The organism is Microbacterium sp. lyk4-40-TSB-66, assembly GCF_030209475.1.
In the GTDB taxonomy this organism is placed as follows: Bacteria; Actinomycetota; Actinomycetes; order Actinomycetales; family Microbacteriaceae; genus Microbacterium.
In genome coordinates, this window is record NZ_JARVRW010000004.1 from 225988 (window position 1) to 245426 (window position 19439).

The 19439-nt window shown below is 71.7% G+C and carries 16 protein-coding genes and 1 tRNA gene; 12 read left to right on the forward strand and 5 right to left on the reverse strand.

Annotated elements, in window-relative coordinates:
• Positions 1–16: 16 nt before the first annotated feature.
• From QRO03_RS08630 to QRO03_RS08640, 3 genes are all read left to right on the forward strand, one after another.
• Positions 17–1123, forward strand: a complete 1107-nt coding sequence (locus QRO03_RS08630; RefSeq protein ID WP_285137108.1) for a branched-chain amino acid aminotransferase — start codon at positions 17–19, stop codon at positions 1121–1123.
• A gap of 651 nt (positions 1124–1774) precedes the next feature.
• Complete coding sequence (locus QRO03_RS08635) at positions 1775–2542, forward strand: fumarylacetoacetate hydrolase family protein (protein WP_285137109.1); 768 nt, start codon at positions 1775–1777, stop codon at positions 2540–2542.
• Positions 2535–3782: an MFS transporter gene (locus tag QRO03_RS08640; RefSeq protein WP_285137110.1), complete on the forward strand. Its 1248-nt coding sequence runs from the start codon at positions 2535–2537 to the stop codon at positions 3780–3782. The genes QRO03_RS08635 and QRO03_RS08640 overlap by 8 nt, the downstream gene beginning before the upstream one ends.
• A 200-nt stretch (positions 3783–3982) precedes the next feature.
• Here QRO03_RS08640 and QRO03_RS08645 read toward each other — a convergent pair whose 3' ends face one another.
• Positions 3983–5074, reverse strand: coding sequence for an aminotransferase class V-fold PLP-dependent enzyme (locus QRO03_RS08645; protein WP_285137111.1), 1092 nt, complete (start codon positions 5072–5074; stop codon positions 3983–3985).
• Between the two features lie 80 nt (positions 5075–5154).
• Here QRO03_RS08645 and QRO03_RS08650 point away from each other — a divergent pair, with 80 nt between their 5' ends.
• The 4 genes from QRO03_RS08650 (at position 5155) to QRO03_RS08665 (ending at position 9073) form a co-directional block, all read left to right on the forward strand.
• On the forward strand, positions 5155–6111 hold the full coding sequence (locus tag QRO03_RS08650; protein ID WP_285137323.1) for a LysR family transcriptional regulator: 957 nt from the start codon (positions 5155–5157) through the stop codon (positions 6109–6111).
• Between the two features lie 10 nt (positions 6112–6121).
• Complete coding sequence (gene gltX / locus QRO03_RS08655) at positions 6122–7630, forward strand: glutamate--tRNA ligase (protein WP_285137112.1); 1509 nt, start codon at positions 6122–6124, stop codon at positions 7628–7630.
• A 481-nt stretch (positions 7631–8111) separates the two neighbouring features.
• A tRNA-Gln gene (locus QRO03_RS08660) sits at positions 8112–8186 on the forward strand.
• 200 nt (positions 8187–8386) lie between these two features.
• Complete coding sequence (locus QRO03_RS08665) at positions 8387–9073, forward strand: hypothetical protein (protein ID WP_285137113.1); 687 nt, start codon at positions 8387–8389, stop codon at positions 9071–9073.
• Positions 9074–9364: 291 nt separating this feature from the next.
• Here QRO03_RS08665 and QRO03_RS08670 read toward each other — a convergent pair whose 3' ends face one another.
• From QRO03_RS08670 to QRO03_RS08685, 4 genes are all read right to left on the reverse strand, one after another.
• The gene (locus tag QRO03_RS08670; RefSeq protein WP_285137114.1) at positions 9365–10708 is read right to left on the reverse strand and encodes an APC family permease; all 1344 of its coding nucleotides are present in this window, start codon (positions 10706–10708) and stop codon (positions 9365–9367) included.
• A gap of 161 nt (positions 10709–10869) precedes the next feature.
• On the reverse strand, positions 10870–12714 hold the full coding sequence (locus QRO03_RS08675; protein WP_285137115.1) for a hypothetical protein: 1845 nt from the start codon (positions 12712–12714) through the stop codon (positions 10870–10872).
• 180 nt (positions 12715–12894) lie between these two features.
• A complete protein-coding gene (locus tag QRO03_RS08680) occupies positions 12895–14199 on the reverse strand; it encodes a sensor histidine kinase (protein WP_285137116.1) in 1305 nt (434 codons plus the stop codon).
• Positions 14196–14831: a response regulator gene (locus tag QRO03_RS08685; protein WP_285137117.1), complete on the reverse strand. Its 636-nt coding sequence runs from the start codon at positions 14829–14831 to the stop codon at positions 14196–14198. Before QRO03_RS08685 ends, QRO03_RS08680 begins: the two co-directional genes overlap by 4 nt.
• 91 nt (positions 14832–14922) lie before the next feature.
• Here QRO03_RS08685 and QRO03_RS08690 point away from each other — a divergent pair, with 91 nt between their 5' ends.
• From QRO03_RS08690 to QRO03_RS08710, 5 genes are all read left to right on the forward strand, one after another.
• Complete coding sequence (locus tag QRO03_RS08690) at positions 14923–15963, forward strand: iron ABC transporter substrate-binding protein (RefSeq protein WP_285137118.1); 1041 nt, start codon at positions 14923–14925, stop codon at positions 15961–15963.
• A gap of 56 nt (positions 15964–16019) precedes the next feature.
• The gene (locus QRO03_RS08695; RefSeq protein WP_285137119.1) at positions 16020–17525 is read left to right on the forward strand and encodes an ABC transporter permease; all 1506 of its coding nucleotides are present in this window, start codon (positions 16020–16022) and stop codon (positions 17523–17525) included.
• A complete protein-coding gene (locus QRO03_RS08700) occupies positions 17522–18487 on the forward strand; it encodes an ABC transporter ATP-binding protein (RefSeq protein WP_285137120.1) in 966 nt (321 codons plus the stop codon). The genes QRO03_RS08695 and QRO03_RS08700 overlap by 4 nt, the downstream gene beginning before the upstream one ends.
• 73 nt (positions 18488–18560) lie before the next feature.
• Entirely contained in the window at positions 18561–18770 is a 210-nt protein-coding gene (locus tag QRO03_RS08705) for a hypothetical protein (protein WP_285137121.1), read from the forward strand.
• Between the two features lie 78 nt (positions 18771–18848).
• Positions 18849–19268 carry a hypothetical protein gene (locus tag QRO03_RS08710; protein ID WP_285137122.1) on the forward strand — a complete coding sequence of 140 codons (420 nt, stop codon included), beginning with the start codon at positions 18849–18851 and terminating at the stop codon, positions 19266–19268.
• Positions 19269–19439 lie beyond the last annotated feature (171 nt).

Sequence of the window (19439 nt, forward strand, 5' to 3'; positions counted from 1 at the left end):
AGTTTTGGACTCACAGATGACCACCATCGACACCGACCCCGACACCGGACTCGACCCGCTCGAGTTCGCCGTCACCCGTAACCTCACGGCCAAGAGCAACGCCGACCGCGACGCGATCCTGGCCAGCCCCGGCTTCGGACAGAGCTTCACCGACCACATGGTCGACATCTGCTGGTCGGTCCGCGGCGGCTGGCACCGGCCGCGGGTCTCGCCTTACGGCCCGATCTCGCTCGACCCGGCCGCGGCCGTCCTGCATTACGGTCAGGAGATCTTCGAGGGCATCAAGGCCTACCGTCACGCCGACGGCTCGGTGCACACCTTCCGCCCCGACCAGAACGGGCGCCGTCTGCAGCGTTCGGCCCGCCGCCTGGCGCTTCCCGAGCTGCCGGTGCCGTACTTCCTGCAGTCGCTGCGCGAGCTCATCGCCGTCGACGGCGCGTGGGTCCCCTCGGGTGCCGACCAGAGCCTGTACCTGCGCCCGTTCATGTTCGCCAAAGAGGCGTTCCTCGGCGTCCGCCCCGCGCACAAGGTCGCGTACTACCTGATCGCCAGCCCCGCGGGCGCCTACTTCAAGGGCGGCGTGAAGCCGGTGTCGATCTGGCTCAGCGAGGACTACTCGCGCGCCGGCAAGGGCGGCACGGGAGCGGCCAAGACCGGGGGAAACTACGCCGCCAGCCTGCTGCCGCAGTCCGAGGCCTACGAGAACGAGTGCGACCAGGTCGTGTTCCTCGACCAGGACCGCAACGTCGAAGAACTCGGCGGCATGAACGTCGTCTTCGTCTACAAGGACGGCACCATCGTCACCCCGCAGTCCGACTCGATCCTCGAGGGCATCACGCGCGACTCGCTCCTGCAGCTGGCCCGTGACCGCGGACACCACGTCGAGGGACGCAACGTCTCGCTGACGGAGTGGCGCGAGGGAGTGGCATCCGGAGACATCGTCGAGGTGTTCGCCTGCGGCACCGCCGCCGTCGTCACCCCCATCGGCACGCTCAAGGGGCGCGACTTCATCGACGAGCAGCCCAGCGGCACGCTCGCCCTCGAGTTGCGCGAGGAGCTGACGAACATCCAGTACGGCCGCGCAGAAGACAAGCACGGCTGGTTGTACCGGCTCGACGCCTGACGCGTCGCACACGGAGGGGCTCCCGGATGCCGGGGGTCCCTTCGTCGTTCGTGCGGCACCCTGCAGGGCTTCGGGGCGGGTCAAGCCCGATCTTCCAGAGCTCCGGCGGCATGGACGCGCTTCGCGCCCACGTCCTCGAGTCGAGCCCACGAACGCGCCCCTCGCTCATAAACACGAAGCGTGCCGATAAACACGGTCAGGGCCTGTTTATCGACACGGATCGTGTTTATGCGTGCCCCCGGGGCGCGTACGCCAGTTGCGGGGCCGGCACGCGCCCCTCGCTGCCCCGGCCGGCGTGGGCGTCCCGCTGCCCGGGGCCGGCGCATGCGTCCCGCGACCCGGGGCGGGCGTGCGCGTTCTGTTGCACGGGCGGGCGCGCGCGTCCCGCTGCCCGGGTCCGGCACGCGCGTCCCGCTGCCCCCGGCCGGCGTAGGCGCCCCGCGACCCGGGCGGGTGCGCGCGTCCCGCTGCCCGAGGCGGGCGCGCGCGTCCCGCTGCCCGGGGAGGGCGCGCGCATCCCGCTGCCCGGGGCAGGCACGCGCGTCCCGCGACCCGGGGGCGGGCGGAGCGCGAGGCGGCGCTGAAGCGGGCGACGCTGCGGGCTGTGGACAGTCCCCGGCAGGTGTCGGACCTCGCGGATAGGCTGATCCGGTGAAGATCGCACGATTCAGCCACCAGGATGCCATTCGCTACGGGATCGTCGACGTCGGCGAACTCGTCGTGCTCGCCGGCGACCCGATGTTCGCCGGGTTCGACACCACGGGAGAACGCGTGCCCCTCACCGAGGTCGCCCTGCTCGCCCCGGTCATCCCACGCTCCAAGGTCGTGTGCATCGGGAAGAACTACCGCGATCACGCCGCCGAGATGGGCAGCGAAGCCCCCGCCGAACCGCTCATGTTCCTCAAGCCGAACACGTCGGTCATCGGCCCGGGCGACGCCATCGTGCGTCCCACGGCACTGAGCTCCCACACCGATTACGAGGGCGAGCTCGCCGTCGTCATCGGTCGCGTCGCGAAGAACGTCCCCGCCGAGCGCGCGAGCGACTACATCCTCGGCTACACCGTCGCCAACGACGTCACCGCGCGCGATCTGCAGCGCAGCGACGGCCAGTGGTCGCGCGCGAAGGGCTTCGACACGTTCTGCCCGGTCGGACCGGTCATCGAGACCGACCTCGATCTCGACGCGGCGGTCATCACCACGCGGGTCAACGGCGAGGTGCGCCAGAACGGCCCCGTGTCCGACATGATCCACGGCATCCCGGCACTCATCGCCTACGCGTCGGCGGTGTTCACGCTGCTGCCCGGAGACCTGATCCTCACGGGCACCCCCGCGGGGATCGGGTCGTTCGACGCGGGCGACACGATCGAGGTCGAGATCGAGGGCATCGGGATCCTGCGCAACACCGCGCGCGATGCCTGACCTCGCGGCGTCCGCGGCGATCGATGTCGTCGCCGCGCAACGCCGCACGGTGCGGGTGCTGGCGGCCGGACAGGTGCTCAGCGGTGTCGCCTTCGGTTCGACGCTGTCGCTGGGGGCGCTCCTCGCCGCCGACCTCTCGGGCGAAGAATCGCTCTCGGGTTTCGCCACGGCGTCGGTGACCCTCGGTGCTGCCCTGACGGCGATCCCGCTGGCGCGCCTCGCCGCGCGTCGGGGGCGCCGGGTCGCGCTCACGACCGGCAACATCGCAGCCCTCAGCGGTATCGCCCTCGTCATCCTCGCGGCGGCGACGCGCACGTTCCCCCTGCTCCTCGTCGGCATCGCGCTCATCGGTGCGGGCAACGCCGCCACCCTGCAGTCGCGTTTCGCCGCCACGGATCTCTCCACCACGGCCCGACGCGGCCGCGACCTCGCGACGGTGGTCTGGGCGACCACGGTGGGCGGCGTCGTGGGTCCGCTGCTCCTGGCACCGGGCGAACTTCTGGGCGCGAGCATCGGCATGCCCCGGCTCACGGGCGCCTACCTCTTCTCGCTCCTCGCCCAGGCGTGCGCGTTCGCGCTGTACGTCCTGGTCCTGCGCCCCGACCCCCTGCTGCTCGCACAACGGATCGACCGCGAGAGGGCGCCGACGGCGCTGCCCTCGTCAGAAATCGATCGGCCGCGCGTCGCCCGTTTCGCGATGCTCGCGGTGGCAGCCTCGCACGTCACGATGGCCGCCGTGATGGCGATGACCCCGGTGCACCTGTCGCACATCGTGGCCCCGGATGCCGTGACCGTCGCCGTCGGAGTGACGATCTCGCTGCACGTGTTCGGGATGTACGGGTTGTCTCCGGTCTTCGGCATCCTCGCCGACCGCGTCGGTCGCATCCCCGTCATCTTCCTCGGGCAGGTGCTCCTGGCGGCGGCCCTCACCGTCGCGTCCACCGCCGCGGACTCGCAGGCGGGCGTCCTCATCGCGCTGCTGCTCCTCGGCCTCGGCTGGAGCGCGGCCACCGTCGCGGGTTCGGCCCTACTCACGGAGGCGACGCCGCTCGCCGCACGCCCTCGGCGGCAAGGACGCAGCGACACGCTCATGACCGGCTGTGCCGCCGTCGGGTCGGTGCTCGCGGGTCTCATCCTGGGTCTCGTCGGCTACGGGGGTCTCGCGTTCTGGGCGTTCGTCCCCATCGCGGTGGTCTGCCTGGCTGTGGCTTCCACGCGCGCGCGGCCCGTCAGGGTCTGACCAGGCCCACCGAGTCGGGCGCGCGAGCCGTGCCGAGCTCCGGATTGTCAGCCCGCGTCCGAGGTCAAGAGTGCCGTGTCAAGTGTCGGCGAGAGAGATTTCCGGGATTCGGCACTGCGCTGGCCGGCGGGGCTGAAAGCACCGCGGCTACCGGCGCCGGCGAGCGTGCAGGGCGGCGATGCGCGGCCGCCGCGGCACGGTCAGATGGAGTAGCTCAGCGAGGCGGAGGCGGGCGCGGGCGCGGCGATGGAAGCGGCACCGAGCGCGGCGAGCGCCCGATCCACGTCGCCGTCGTCGTTGAACACGTGGAACGCCACCCGCGCTCGACCCGCTCGGCCCGACGCCGTGATGCCCCGGGCCGTCAGCCGTGCCAGCGCCTCACCCGTGGCATCCGGCCACGTGACGATCGCCGACGCTCGCGCGGGCTGAGCGAGGCCGAGCCCCGCACGGAAGCGGGCTGCGAGGCCCGTCGCATGGGCGTGCAGGTCGGTGATGTCGGCGTCGGCGAACAATCCGAGCGCGGGGGCGGCGCCGACGAAGGCCTGCCACGCCGGTGAGACGTCGAAGCGGCGGGCGTCCGGGGCGAGAGTGCCCCCGGTGCCGTAGCACGACGACCAGGGATCGTCGCCCGCGTACCACCCCGCCTGCACGGGACGCAGCGTCGCGGCGAAGGACGGGTTCACGGTCAGGAAGCCGACGCCGCGCGGGCAGCACAGCCACTTGTACGCGTGGCAGACGGTCGCATCGAACAGTGTGGCGTCGACCGGCAGCCAGCCCGCCGCCTGGGTGAGGTCGCACAGCGTGCGGGCGCCTGCGCGGGTCGCCGCGGCGGCGATGCCGGCGGCATCCGCCACCTCTCCCGTCGCCGACTGCACGAGAGAGAACGCCACGAGCGCGGTGCCGCTCGTCACGGCGTCGGCGAGCTCAGCGAGCGGTGCCGTGCGTAGGCGGATGCCACGACCGGCGTGTGCGAACGGCGCGACGAGCGACGAGAAGTCACCCTCGGGGCAGAGCACCTCGGCGCCATCGGGGAGGGAGGCGGCGATGAGGGACACCATCACCGAGGTCTGCGACGCGATGGCGACGTCGCCGACGGGGGAATGGACCAGACGCGCGTAGGCCGAGCGGGCGTCTTCGACGGCGCGCGACGCCGCGGCGATGTCCGGGCGACCGGATGCCGCGGCATCCAGGTCGGCGCGGACGGCGTGAACGGTCGCGCGCGGGGGGAGGCCGAGCGTGCACGCGGCGAGGTAATCGCGGCCGCCGGTGAAGTGCGATGCGAGGGTGGTCATGGGTCCAGGGTCCCGCGAGCGCGTTCATTGCACCAGGACAGGTGTTGCATGAAAACCATCGCGTCTGCTTATGTATCGGTGTGACGGATGCCGACGACGACCTCGACGCCCACTCCCTGCGGGTCGTGAAGGCGATCTCCGACACGGGGTCGATCACGGCCGCGGCGCGTCAGCTCGGCTACAGCCAACCCGCGGTGAGCCAGCAGCTGCGTCGCCTCGAACGCCGCGCGGGCATGCCCATCGTCGAGCGCGTCGGGCGCGGCGTGCGCCTGACCGAAGCCGGCCGCGTCCTCGCCCGGCACGCCGCGGCGGTGACGACGGCGCTGGATGCCGCGGCGGGCGACCTCGCAGAGCTCCGGGGGCTCCGCGCGGGTCGGGTGCGCATCGCGGCCTTCCCCTCCGCGTCGTCGACGGTCGTGCCGCGCGTGATCGCGGCGGTGACGGCCCGCCGGCCCGGCGTGTCGATCAGCTTCGTCGAGGCCGAGCCTCCCGAGGCGATCGTTGCGGTGCGCGAGGACCGCGCCGACATCGCCCTCACCTACAGCTACCCCGGCGACCGCCGCGAACTCGACCTCGCGGCCACGGGACTCGCCGTCCGCACGGTCGGCGGCGACGACACGGTGCTCGTGCTCCCGGTCGACCACCCGGCCGCCGAGGGCCCGATCGACCTGTCGCGCCTGGCGGAGGAGCGCTGGATCGCCGGATGCCCGCAGTGCCGCGGCCATCTGCTCGAGGCATGCGCACGCGCCGGGTTCGTGCCCGACATCGCGTTCGAGACCGACAACTACATCGCCGTCGAGAACCTCGTCGCCCAGGGCGTGGGCGTGGCGATCCTGCCGCGCATGGCCGTGGCATCCATGCCCCTGCTCTCGGGCATCGCCGTTCCCCGCCTTCCGGATGCCGAGGCGCGCACCCTGCACGTCGTCACCGCCCGCGGGGCCGAGAAGGTGCCCGCGGTGGGAGTGGCCCTCGATGCCGTGACCGAGGTGCTCGCGGACTATCCCCACCCCTCGGGTCGCGCGACGCGCCGCCGGTAGGATCGAGGGGATGTCTGCCACGCCCGATCCCCGCACCACGACCGCCTCCGGCGCCGACGTTCGCGTCCGCTTCTGCCCGTCTCCGACGGGTCTGCCGCACGTAGGTCTCATCCGCACCGTCCTGTTCAACTGGGCCTACGCCCGGCACAACGGCGGCAAACTCGTCTTCCGCATCGAAGACACCGACGCCGCCCGCGACAGCGAAGAGAGCTACCAGCAGCTGCTCGACGCGCTGCGGTGGATGAACATCGACTGGGACGAGGGCGTCGAGGTCGGCGGCCCCCACGCGCCCTACCGCCAGTCGCAGCGTCACGAGCTGTACCGCGAGGTGCTCGACAAGCTCGTCGCGGCGGGAGCGGTGTACGAGAGCTACTCGACCGCCGAAGAGATCGACGCCCGCAATGAGGCGAACGGTCGCGCGAAGCAGCTGGGCTACGACAACTTCGACCGCGGGCTGACCGATGAGCAGAAGGCCGCGTTCCGTGCCGAGGGGCGCCAGCCCGCCTGGCGCCTGCGCGTGCCCGACCACGACCTGAGCTACGACGACCTGATCCGCGGTGAGGTCACCTTCCCGGCCGGATCCTTCCCCGACTTCGTGCTCGTGCGCGCCGGGGGAGTGCCCCTCTACCCGTTCGTGAACCCGGTCGACGACGCGCTCATGGGCATCACCCACGTCATCCGCGGCGAGGACCTCATGCCCTCGACGGCCCGTCAGCTCGCGCTGTACTCGGCCCTGGTGGATGCCGGGGTCACGACGTTCATCCCCCGCTTCGGTCACATGCCGCTGGTGCTGGGCGAGACGGGGAACAAGAAGCTGTCCAAGCGCGACCCGCAGGCCGACCTGTTCCTGCAGCGCGAGAAGGGCTTCATCCACGAGGGGCTGCTCAACTACCTCTCGCTCCTCGGCTGGTCGCTGGCGAGCGACCGCGACGTCTTCTCGCTCGACGAGATGATCGCCGCGTTCGACATCGCCGACGTCAACCCCAACCCCGCGCGCTTCGACCAGAAGAAGGCCGAGGCGATCAACGGCGACCACATACGCCTGCTGGATGCCGACGATTTCGCGGCCCGGATCGTCCCCTACCTCGCCGGTGCGGGGTTCATCGCCGAAGAACCGTCGGCCGAGCACCGCGCGCTCATCGCCCAGGCGGCGCCCCTCGTGCAGGAGCGCGTGCAACTGCTGGGCGAGGTGCCGGGCATGCTCGGGTTCCTCTTCGTCGCAGAGGTCGAGTACGCCGATGACGCGATGAAGGGGCTCCCCGCGAACGCGGCCGAGGTGCTCACGGCGTCCGTCCGTGCCCTGGAGGGTGTGGACGACTTCACTGCCGCAGGCGTGCAGCAGGCCCTGTCGACGGCCCTCGTCGACGAGCTGGGCCTCAAGCCCCGCGTCGCCTACGGCCCGCCCCGCGTCGCGCTGACCGGTCGCCGCGTGTCGCCGCCGCTGTTCGAGTCCATGGAGCTGCTGGGCAAAGACGAGAGCCTGCGACGCCTCTCCGCTCTGGCGGCCCACCTGGGCTGACGCGCATTCCGCGCAGAGCGCCGCGATCCCCGCAGGACTCCGACGGGAGCCCGCGAGGATCGCGGCGTTCGTGCGTGGGGGAGCGGGTGGGACGGTTGCCGGGCGCGCGGCTCAACCGGGCACGCGCCGTTCGACCGGGCTCGCGCCGTTCGGCCGGGCTCGCGCCGTTCGGACGGGCTCGCGCCGTTCGGCCGGGCACGCGCCGTTTGACCGGGCACGCGTCGTGCTCGTAGGGGTGCGCGGTTCGCGCGGGGCCGCGAACGTCGCGGGGGCAGTGGTTCTCGCCGCGAGCACGATCTCACCCGAGATACGCGATCCTCGCAGAGGTGCGCGATGCTCGCAGACTTCGTTTGAGAAGCTGCGAGCATCGCGCGTTCCTGCGAGATCCCGCGTCGCGCGACGCGCGCGGACGGCCCCGATTTTGCTCACCCCGGCATCTCACGTAAGCTTGTCCCTCGGCACGAGTTCCGGCTCAGCGCCTTGGGGTATGGTGTAATTGGCAACACGGCGGTTTCTGGTTCCGTTGTTCTTGGTTCGAGTCCAGGTACCCCAGCCACTTTCAGAAGCATTAAGTGCACGAGAATCATTCCCTCCTTCGGCAGTCCGCCGGGGGAGGTTTTGGTTTCCGGTGGCTCTTGCGGGGCCGCGCACCCAGCCGGGGAGTCCCCTCCCGGACGCCCCCGGACACGTCGTTCCGGACGGCTGACGAGCACCGTCAGGGTGGTAGCGCGCGCCGCATCGTGTTAGGCAGGATGCATGACGTCCACCGCTTCGCCTCCCCGGCGTGAGTCGCCGAGCGCGCGCGCGAAGCGCAAGAACCGCCTGCTGACGGCGATCACGCTCGGAATCGCCGTGATCATCTGCGCGGTGGTCGGCCTCGGCGCGTACGCCATGACGAACTCCTGGTGGACCGAGGACGACCCCGTGGCCTCGGCCGACCAGCAGCTCTCCGACGGTCAGTCGCGCTTCGACCGGGCCGGCCAGGACTTCTTCAACCGACAGCGTCTGGTGACCGTCGATCTGGGAGCGCCGGCGTCCGCCGCCGATCTCGGGCTCCCCGGCGACGGCTCCACCATCGTCGACACGCTCGTTCCCCTCCCCATCGAGGTGCGAACGAACGGAGACGACCTCCGCTTCAGCGGGGTGACGCGGTTCTCGCTCGTCACGGTGGGCGGTGCGCTCGCACAGGTGGCCGTCGTGTCGGCGTCGTCGGGAGCGTGGACGGCGATGGAGGCCGATCTCCGCGCGCGTGCGGGTCAATGGGGATGGTCGGATGCCGATATCGCCACCCTCGCGGAGCAGGTCGGTGCGGCGGCACGGAACGAGGGCGTCGCGACGTCGATGACCCTCCCCACGGTGGCGTTCATGGGCGTCGACATCGGCGCCGAGGTCACTGTGTCCGAGGTGGGTTCGCTCGAGCTGGTCTACGTCCTCTCGCGCTGACCGTGGCTGCCGGCGGCGGCTTCACGGCCGTCGGGTTCCGTGCGGCGCTCCGCCTCCGCGACCGGGGACGCCGCCCGGGACGCCCGTGGCATCCCGTCGACGCGCTTCCGCCGCGGTGGCTCACGCTCGTTCGCTGCGTGCAACCGGCTCGCCGCCGCCGGCGGCTCGTTCACGCGCCTCCGCTTCCGCGGCGCACTCGACCTCGCTCCGTGCGACTCCGGATGCCGTTGGGCGTCGAAGCTCACGGCATCCGGTCGACGTGCGTCCCTTCGACGTGGGACGCAACCGCGCTCAGTGCGACGCCGCCCGGCGCTCGGCCCGCCGACGGCCGGCCCGCGCGACGAGGAACAGCACGGATCCGACCGCGATGTAGCCGAGCGCGCCGAGCCAGACGATTCCCGTCTGCTGCGTGAGCAGCACGATGCTGGCGATGATCGCCAGTACCGGGACGACGCGGGGAACGCGGAAGTGCTCGTGCGCCACCTCGTCCTTCTTCAGCACCAGCACGCTCACGTTCGCCGCCAGGAACACCAGCAGCAGCAGGAGAACGGTCGTCTCTGCCAGGGTCGCGACGTCGCCGACGAACGAGAGGGCGATCGTCGCGGCACCCACCACCACGATCGAGACCCACGGCGTGCGGCGCCGCGGCAGCACGCGCGAGAACGCCTGGGGGAGCAGACCCGACTCGGCGAGCCCGAAGCCGACGCGGCTGGCCATGACCATGAACAGCAGCGCACCGTTGGCGATCGCCACGAGCGCGATCGTGCTGAACAACCACGCGGGGATCGCGACGCCGCTGGCCGCGACGACGTCGAGCAACGGTCCGGTCGACTCGGCGAGCTGGGCGGGCGGCAGGACGATCGCCGCGCCGAGGGCGATCAGCAGGTAGACCACCGCCGCCGTCGCGATCGCGCCGAACAGGGCGCGCGGGTACGTGCGTGAGGGGTTCTTGACCTCTTCCGCCATGTTCGCCGCGGCCTCGAAGCCGAGGAACGAGAAGAACGCGATCACCGAGGCGGCGAACGCACCCTGGAGCGGTGGCACGTCGGGTGCGAACTCGAAGATGCGCGCCGGCTCGCCGCCTCCGCTGCCGAAGACCATCGCGGCCACGACGATGACGATGACGAGACCGGTGACCTCGATCACGGATGCCACGAGGTTCGCCCCGAGCGACTCGCGAACGCCCCGCAGGTTGATGAGCGTGAGGATCGTGATGAAGGCGATCGCGGTGGGGATGGGCGGGAGGTCCACGAGGGCCGCGAGGTAATCGCCGGCGAACGCGTTGGCCAGCGACGCCGCCGTCGTGATCCCGGAGGCCATCATGAGGAAGCCGACCAGGAACGAGACGTACGGGATGCCGAAGGCGCGCTCGGCGTAGCGGGCGGCACCCCCGGCGTGGGGGTACTTCGTGATGAGTTCGGCGTAGGTGCCGGCCGTCAGCAGCGCCACGACGAGCGCGATGAGCAGCGGGAGCCAGATCACCCCGCCGACGTCGGTGGCCATCGAGCCGACGAGCGTGTAGATGCCGGCGCCGAGCGTGTCGCCGACGATGAAGGCGAAGAGCAGGGGTCCCGTGACGACGCGCTTGAGCTTGCCGGAGTCGGCCGGGGAAGACGCGGTGATTTCCGTGGACATCCGCCAAGTTCACAGGCACCGGCGGTGGTGACGCAAGCCCGGGCTTCCCGCCGGCGTCCGCGCACCCCATGAGGTAGGTCCCGCCTCCGCCGCCCCCGCGTGATCGACGGGGGCCGCGGACGTGCGGCCGGTCACCCGATGGCGGCGGTGGAGGTGCTCGTCTAAGACAGAGGGGCGTACCCCGTCTTCGTGCCCGTGACGCGGACGCTGATGCGCTTGCCCTTGTCCGCGGACGTGAGCTTGTACGTGGCGGCGGTGGCCCCGGAGATGGCGACGCCGTTCCGCAGCCACTGATGGGTGAGCGTCACCGGCGCCGGCGCCCACGTGCCGGCCCGCGCGGTCAGGGTCGACCCCACCTTGGTCGTTCCCGTGACGGTGGGTACGGGCCCGCTCAGGGCGCCGTTCGCGACCACGGCCGACGTGCTCGTGGCTGTCTTCGTGGTGTACCCGCTCTTCGTGCCCGTGACCGTGACCGACAGTCGGGTCCCGGCGTCTGCGGCGACGGGCGTGTACGTCGCAGACGTGGCGCCCGAGATCGACGCGCCGCCCCGGAGCCACTGATACGTGAACGTGACGGGAGACGGCCCCCACGCACCCGGTGCGGAAGTCACCGTCTTTCCGACGGCCGGCGTGCCGCTGATGGTCGGGGTGGCCGAGGTGAGGACGCCCTTGGCGACGACGGCGGTCGGCGCGCTGGTCTTTCGCGCTCCGGAGTAGCCGGGCTTGCTCGCGGTGACCGCGACGGAGATCTGCGCGCCCGCGTCGGCGGCGCTGAGCGTGTACGTCGGCTGTTTCGCCCCGGAGATGTAACTGCCCCCGTTGCGCATCCACTGGTAGGTGAGGGTCGTGCCCTCGTCCCATGTCCCCGGGTTGGCCGTGAGCGTCGAGCCCACCTGGGCCGTGCCGGTGATCTTCGGGGTCGGCATGAGGGTGAGGAGGGGGAGTTGATAGGTGCTGAGCTTCATCACGTAGTCGCCGACGCTGAAGTGATAACCACCGACCTGAATGAAGTAGGTGCGGCCGGGTTCCACCGCGAAGTCCGCGTAGGCATCCGCTTTGGAGTACGTGCTGGGGTCGTTCGCGTTCGCCCTCGGGCAGGCCAGGGGCGACGTCGGCATCGATCCGTCTGACGCCCACACGACGGCGTCCGCATCGTAGAAGCTGTCGCGAAGGTCGAGCCGCACGCCCGTCGTGGCCGTTGCGACGTACTTGTACCAGCGCGATCCCAGCATGGTCTCGAAGTCCTGGCTGCACGTCCGGTCATATGGGGCGTACCAGTTGTTGTCGACCTTCGAGATCGACCCGGTGACCGTGCTCGGGACCGAGAGCGCCGTCGAGGTGGCGGGGGAGAGGTTCGGGAGAGGCGCGCTCGCGCGGATCCAGAGGGATGCCGTGTCGGGCGGCGCGGCTCCATACGAATCATCGGTGACCTGGAAGAGGTAGGTGCCTCCGGCGCGTGCCTGCAAGTGGTTCTCGTCGCGGAAGCTCGTTTCCGTGCAGCTGATGCGAGCGAGGTCGCTCATCGCCGCAGCGGTGTAGGCGATGACCATGCTGTCGGCCCCGCTGACACCGCCGCCGAACGTCAACGTCTGGGCGACGGGGGACGTATAGGTGTACCAGACCGAGCGGTCACCGTCCGTGAAGTACTCGGACTGGTCAGGGTCCGTCGTCCGGCACGTCGCCGGCTCATCCGCCTCCAGCGTGGCACCCGCGTACGGCTGCCCGCTGACCTGGAAGGGCAGCGACGGCACCTTCGTCGCATTCGCGAGCATGTCGTTGACGGGCGCCGCAGCGGCCGAGAACAGTCGATTCGGTGAGACCGGCGCCGACCGCTCTGCCGGCGATTGCTCCCGCTCCTCCGGTGTGTGCCAGCGTCCGGCGGTGGTGGATGAGCCCTCGTCGGTCGGGGCTGCGGTCGCGTGTGCGGCGGCCCCTCCGGTCAGACCTACCGCCACGACGAGTGACAGGGACCAGGCGAGCGAACGCAGGGCGCGATGAATGGACACGATGATGAAACCCCCAAGTGGATGCGCTCCCGCGCGGATCGTCGTCAGTGCCCGGCCCGCGCGGCGCCACCCCAAGCCCCCATGGAGCGGCGACACACGACACCGTCTACGACGACCGGATCCGGCGCCGCGACAGAACGATCAGGCGCGGCGCTCCCCGATCCCCCAGGACTGCGCTCATCAAAGCATGGTGGCCGGGGCGGGGCAACAGATATCCGCCGTCTCCGCGGGGAGGCGCGCTTCGACGCGGGTGCCGTCGGCGTTGGAGGCCACCGTGAGGTCTCCGTCGACGTCGGCGAAGGCCCGTTGCAGAAGGCGGAGGCCGTGGCCGGACGTCGCACTGCGTCCCGGCGCGAACCCGCGGCCGTCATCCGTGACGGTGAGCGCGACGGCATCCGGACGTCCGTGAAGCGACACCTCGATGCGCGTCGCGTCGGCGTGCTCGATGACGTTGCGCAGCAGCTCGCGCACCGCCTCGACCAGGAGGCGGGAGGTCGTGGCATCCGGTTCGCGATCGACGACGACGTCGAGGTCCACCCGCACCCCGGCCTCGCGCGCGGGGGCGACCGCGTCGGACAGGGCGTCGCCGATGCGCGGAGCGGGTGCGGATGCCGAGCCGTCGACGATTCCGCGAAGCGTGCGGGCGTCGTTCGCGAGGGTGATCGCGATCGCGCGGAGCCGCGCGGGATCGGGCGCGGATGCCAGGGCCTCGAGCGCGAGCGCCGACCCGGCGAGATCCTGCAGGACGTCGTCGTGAAGGCGGCGCCCCAGTCGCAGCCGCTCGCGCTCGCGCGATCGCAGACCGAACTCGATGGCGAGGCGCCGGTCGACGTCGGCGGCCGAGAGCGTACGGGCGAGCCGCACCGACATCGGTACGAGCACGGCCACCAGCACGGCGATGCCCCCGACGAGCACCGGGACGTAGACGGAGAGGGTCGAGGCCACCCACGCGTCGCGGAAGACCGGCACGTAGACCTCGAGGCGCAGCGGCGCGCCACCGGCGTCCTCGAAGGCGATGAGGGCCTCGCGCAACTCGCCGCCACCCGCTTCGAAGCGGTGCTCCGCGTCGTCGGGGACGTCGAGCACCACGACGCCGTCGTCATCGAGACGATCGGCCAACGCGGAGGAGAACGGCCGCCGGTCGCCGATCAGACGGCGTTCATCCGAGTAGACGACGCGTGCCGTGTCGCCTTCGATGTGCCAGACCTTGACGCGCGCGACCGACCCGGCGGCGAAGAAGCCCTCGAGCCGCGCGTCGAGTGCGGCCGGGTCGATGTCGTCACGGGCGAAGTCGGCTGCGGCGAGCGCGGTCGACACCCGCTTCGCGACGCGTGCGGCGGCGGCTCGGGTCACCCGGTCGGCTTCGGCGCTCGCGAGCGAGAACTCCACCCCCACCAACGCGCCGACGATCGCGAGGGTCACGGCCACGGCGGCGATCAGGTGGCGACGCACGATCGCCGCAGCGCGCGGCACCGGGAGCGTCACCGGCCGCCTCGGACGTTCGCGCCGAGATCGCGGGCCTTCGCGACCACCTCGAGCTGAGACCGTGCGCCCAGCGAGCGGCGGAGGGTCTTGACGTGGTCGCGGACGGTGTGGGGAGACAGCGAGAGCTCACGCGCGATGTCGGTCGGGCGGCGTCCCTCGCACAGCAGGGTCAGCACCTCGCGTTCCCGCGGAGTGAGGGCGTCCAACGGCGTACGGGCGAGACCCGGCGCGATCGCGGGGCGCGAAGCGGTCGCGGTGTGCAGCGCGGTCACCAGATCGTCGAGGCGCGTGTCCTTGGCGAGGTAGCCGCTCGCTCCGGCGGCGCGCGCGGCATCGGCGCCGGCCGCGGTCGGGTGGGCGGTCAGCACGACGATGCGTGCGCGCGGGCACCGCGCCCGCAGCTCCGGAATGGCCTGCACGCCGTCGTCGTCTCCGATGCCGACGTCGAGCACGATCGCATCGAGCGACATCGCCTCGGCCTTGCGCAGCCCTTCGCCGACGCTCGCGGCGGTGCCCACGCAGACGGTGTCGGGCGTGGCATCCAGAGCGAAGGCCAGCAGGTCGGTGAAGACGCGGTGGTCGTCGATGACAAGCACCCGCAGGGGGGCTTCGACAGCGGCGGGTGGGGTCATGACCCCCTCAGTTTAGGGGGAGGACAGCCGTGAAGGTAAGGCTAGCCTCAGTACGTCGCGACGACCCGAACCGTCGATCCCAGGAGTCCCCATGCCCCGCATCACATCCGTCACCGGCGCGCTCGCGCTCGCGCTCGCCGGTGCTCTCGCCCTCTCGTCCTCCTCGGGCGCCGCACCCGCACCTTCCGGGGCGGACGCCGCTCCCGAGCGCACTCTCACGGTGTACTCGGGCCGCGACGAGGAGCTCGTCGCGCCCCTCATCGAGCAGTTCGAGGAGGCCTCCGGCATCGACGTCGAGGTGCGGTACGCCGGTTCCACCGAGCTCGCCGCGCAGATCCTCGAGGAGGGCGACCGGACGCCCGCGCAGGTCTTCCTGTCGCAGGACTCCGGGTCGCTCGGGGCGCTGGATGCCGAGGGTCTGCTCGCGACGCTTCCGGCGGACATCACCTCCACGGTGCCCGCGGAGTACACCTCGACGGACGGATCGTGGGTGGGCCTGACCGGTCGTGCCCGCGTCATCGCGTACGACAGCGAGACCTACACCGCCGACCAGATCCCGGCCGACGTGTGGGAGCTGACGAAGCCGGAATGGAACGGCAAGGTCGCCATCGCTCCCTCCAACGCGTCGTTCCAGGCCTTCGTGACCGCCCTGCGCGTCGACGAGGGTGAGGACCGGGCGCGCGAATGGGTCGAGGCGATGGTGGCCAACGGGGTGCAGCGGTACGCCAAGAACGGTGAGATCCTCGAGGCCGTCAACACCGGAGTCGTGCCCGTCGGCCTGCTCAACCACTACTACTGGGCGCGCTCCGAGCAGGACCCCACCACTCTGCGGGCGCAGCTGAAATTTGGTGAGCCCGGGTCGGTCTCGGCGCTGGTGAACGTCACGGGCGCGGGTGTGCTCGCCGGGAGTGCCGAGTCGACCGAGGCGCAGGAGTTCATCGCCTTCCTCGTCTCGACGCCCGCGCAGGAGTACTTCGCCGAGGAGACGTTCGAGTACCCCCTCGTCGACGGAGTCGCCTCGCCCGCGGGCGTCCCGCCGTTATCGGAGCTCGGCGGTGCCGACATCGACCTCGCCCAGCTGTCGTCGGTGCAGCAGACGGTCGATCTGCTCACGGCGACGGGTCTGCTCTGATCCTTCCGACCAGCCCCGCGCACCGGGGTGTCCGCACTGCTCGCGCGGGCACTCCGGTGCTTCTGTGCATCGCCGCCGCGGTGGCCATCGCCGCGGCGGCGCCGCTCATCCACCTGGTGGTGCGCGTGCTGACCGCCGATCCCGAGCGCCTGGCACCTGTTCTGTTCCGCCCTCGCACCCTCGAGCTGTTGTCGACGAGCGTCGTGGTCACCGTGGCCACCAGCGCCGGGGCGTTGGCTCTGGGGGTGGCGATGGCGTGGGTGCTCACGCGCGTCGCGCTGCCGTGGGGCGGCGTCTGGCGGATCGCCGCATGCCTGCCTCTGGCCGTGCCGAGTTTCGTCGCCGCATTCGGATGGATGGGGGTGTTCCCGGGCCTGTCGGGCATCGGCCCCCTCGTGGGCGTGCTGGTGCTCGCGACCGCGCCGTACGTCACGGTGCCGACGATGGCCGCATTCGTGCGTGCCGATCGGGCGGTGACGGATGCCGCGGTCTCGCTGTGTCGCCCTCCCCGGCGCGCCTTCCTCACGGTGACCCTTCCCCAAGTCCTGCCGGCGGCGCTCGCGGGCACCCTGCTCGTCGCCCTGTACGCGCTGTCGGACTTCGGCGCCCCCGCGCTGCTCCGCGTGGACACGCTGACGACCGGGATCTACGCGCAGTTCACGGGAGGGATCGATCGCGCGCTGTCGGCGGCGCTGGCGCTCGTGCTCGCGGCCCTCGCCGTGGTGTGCGTCGTCGCCGAGGGCGCCTGCCGTCGCCGGTCCGTGCGACCTGCACCCGGCCGGACCGTTCCACCGCGGCGGCGCGCCCTCCGCCCCGCCGCCACCGCTCTGCTGATCGCGGCGCTCGCAGCGGTGGCGACCGCGTCGGTGATCGTGCCCCCGGCCGCGCTCCTCGCACGCCTCCCCTCGGCCGACCGTTACCTCTCCGGGGGAGACGACCTGGCCCGTGCCACGATGACCACCCTGGCTCTGGGGATCTGCGCCGCACTGATCACCGTCGTCGCCGCCCTCCCCGTCTCGTGGCTGGCTGCGAGACGACCGCGACCGGTCGTCTCGGTGCTGGAGTCGATCACCTACGTCGGCCACGCCCTCCCGGGGCTCGTGGTCGCCCTTGCGCTCGTGTCGCTGACCGTGGCCATCGCCCCCGCGGCGTACCAGGGGCCCTTCGCCCTCATCGCGGCGTACGTGGTGCTGTTCGTTCCCAAGGCGGTGGGATCGGCCCGTGCTGCGGTCGCGGGGGTGCGCCTCGAGCTCGAAGACGCCGCGCGGAGCCTCGGCGACGCACCCGCCCGGGTCTTCGCCCGCGTGACGCTCCCGGGGGCGGCACCCGGCATCCTGGCCGGGGGAGTTCTCGTGATGGCCGCGGTCATGAAGGAGCTCCCGGCCACCCTGCTGCTCCGCCCCATCGGCGTCGACACCCTGGCGACCGAGCTCTGGCGGGCCACGAGCGTGGGGGCGTTCGGCGCGGCGGCGCTCCCCGCGCTGCTGCTCATCGCGGTGGGACTCATACCGGCGCTCGCCGTGGCTCGCGGCATCCGTTCGATCGGGGAGGACCGACGATGACGCTCGACCTGCAGTCCGTGTCCGGGGGATACGGTTCGGACCTCGTCGTACGCGGGGTCGACCTGCACGTGGGACAGGGTGAGATCGTCTCGGTTCTCGGCCCGTCGGGGAGCGGAAAGACGACACTGCTCCGGCTGATCGCGGGCCTGCACCCCATCGCGTCGGGTCGCGTCGTCTCGGGTGGTCGCGACCTGACCGACGTACCGGCTCACCGTCGACGCGTCGGGTTGGTCGCCCAGGAGGGGGCGCTGTTCCCCGGGCTCAGCGTCGCGGCGAACGTCGCGTACGGCCTCCGCGGCGTGCGTTCCCGGCGGGCGGCGGATCACCCCGTCGTGCGCCGGCTGCTCGAACTCGTGCATCTGGGCGACCTCGCGCATCGGATGCCGTACGAGCTGTCGGGCGGTCAGCGTCAGCGCGTGGCGGTGGCCCGCGCGCTCGCGCCGCAGCCGACGGTGGTGCTGCTGGACGAACCGTTCAACGCCCTGGATGCCGGCCTCCGCGCGGGCGTCCGCAAGGGGGTCCTGGCTCTGCTGCGCGACGCGGGCGTCGCGGGACTGTTGATCACGCACGACCGTGCGGAGGCCTTCGCCTCCGGCGACCGCGTCGCCGTCTTCGACGACGGCCGGGTGGCGCAGGTGGACACCCCCTCCGGTCTCTATCGCGCCCCGTTCACTTCCCGGGTCGCCGCGCTGACGGGTGATGTCGTCGCGGTGCCGTCGGCGCTGGGCGGACGCACCGGCGAGCGGGCGCGTCCGGAACAGCTGATCCTCGATCCCGCGGCGGGTGTGCGAGCCCGTGTCACGGCCGTGCGCGACGAGGGGGCGCGAGCCGTGATCTCCGTCGCCTTCGCCGACGGTGGATCCGCGGTCGTCGACGTGCCGGGCCACGCGCCGGTGCCCGATGTCGGCATGGAGGTCGGGGTCGCGCTACGGGGGAGCACCCTCCGAACGCCGGTCGGCTGATCCGTCGCGCGCAGTCTCGGGTCGCCGACACCGTCGGCCCATCCCGGGGTCGCGACGGGGCGACAATGGACTCATGGGACTCTTCGTACAGCGACCGGAGGAACCGAGTGAGTGGGCGGGCCTGCCGGGTGAGCCTGCGCGGCCGCAGACGAAAGCCGAGCTGCTGCCCGACGACGATCGTCCGGTCGCGTCACCGACCGGTCTGCTCGGGCTCTCCGAAGACTCGACGACCTCGATCGCGATTCCGCTGGGCGACTCCGCGGGGGCGTCCAGCGGCGACTGAGCACGGGGGAGCGGACGACACGGCTCCACCTCCGCGCGGTCGACACGCGCCGGGATAGCATCCCGGAAGGAGGTCCTCGTGAAGCGCATCAGCATCGTCGTCCTGGCCGCGGCCCTGCCGCTGCTGATCGCCGGCTGCACGCCGACGGCACCCGAGGACGCATCGACGTCCGATCCCGCGGCGTCGATCGCTCCGTCGCCCTCCGGGATGGACCAGATGCTGCCGCCGACCACCGTCGCACCCGCCGATCTCGAGGGAACCGACGTCCGCGTGATCCGGGGCACATCGCTCGTGCTCGCCGTCCCCGAGGGCACCGAGGCGGAGTGGAGCGGGACCACCGCCGATGTCGCCGTCGCGGAGTTCTCCGCCGGGGGGCCGTCGGAGGGTGCCGTCTTCCGCCCCGGCTTCATCGTGCGCGAGGTGGGGAGTACCGCGGCCACCGTCACGGGTCCCGACGGCGCCACGGTCTCGTTCACGATCACGGTCTCCGAGTACTGATCGCCGCCGCGGCGTCCCGAAGGACGGCGCGGTCATCCCTCGGGGCGGTGAGGTGATGACTTTCACTGCGCGCGTCCTTGGCGTGCGTTGCCGTCGGCGGGAATGCGGACTCGATTCGCGGATGCCGGGTCCTCCGCCGGCGTACACGGCGTCGGTGCACCCGGTGACCCG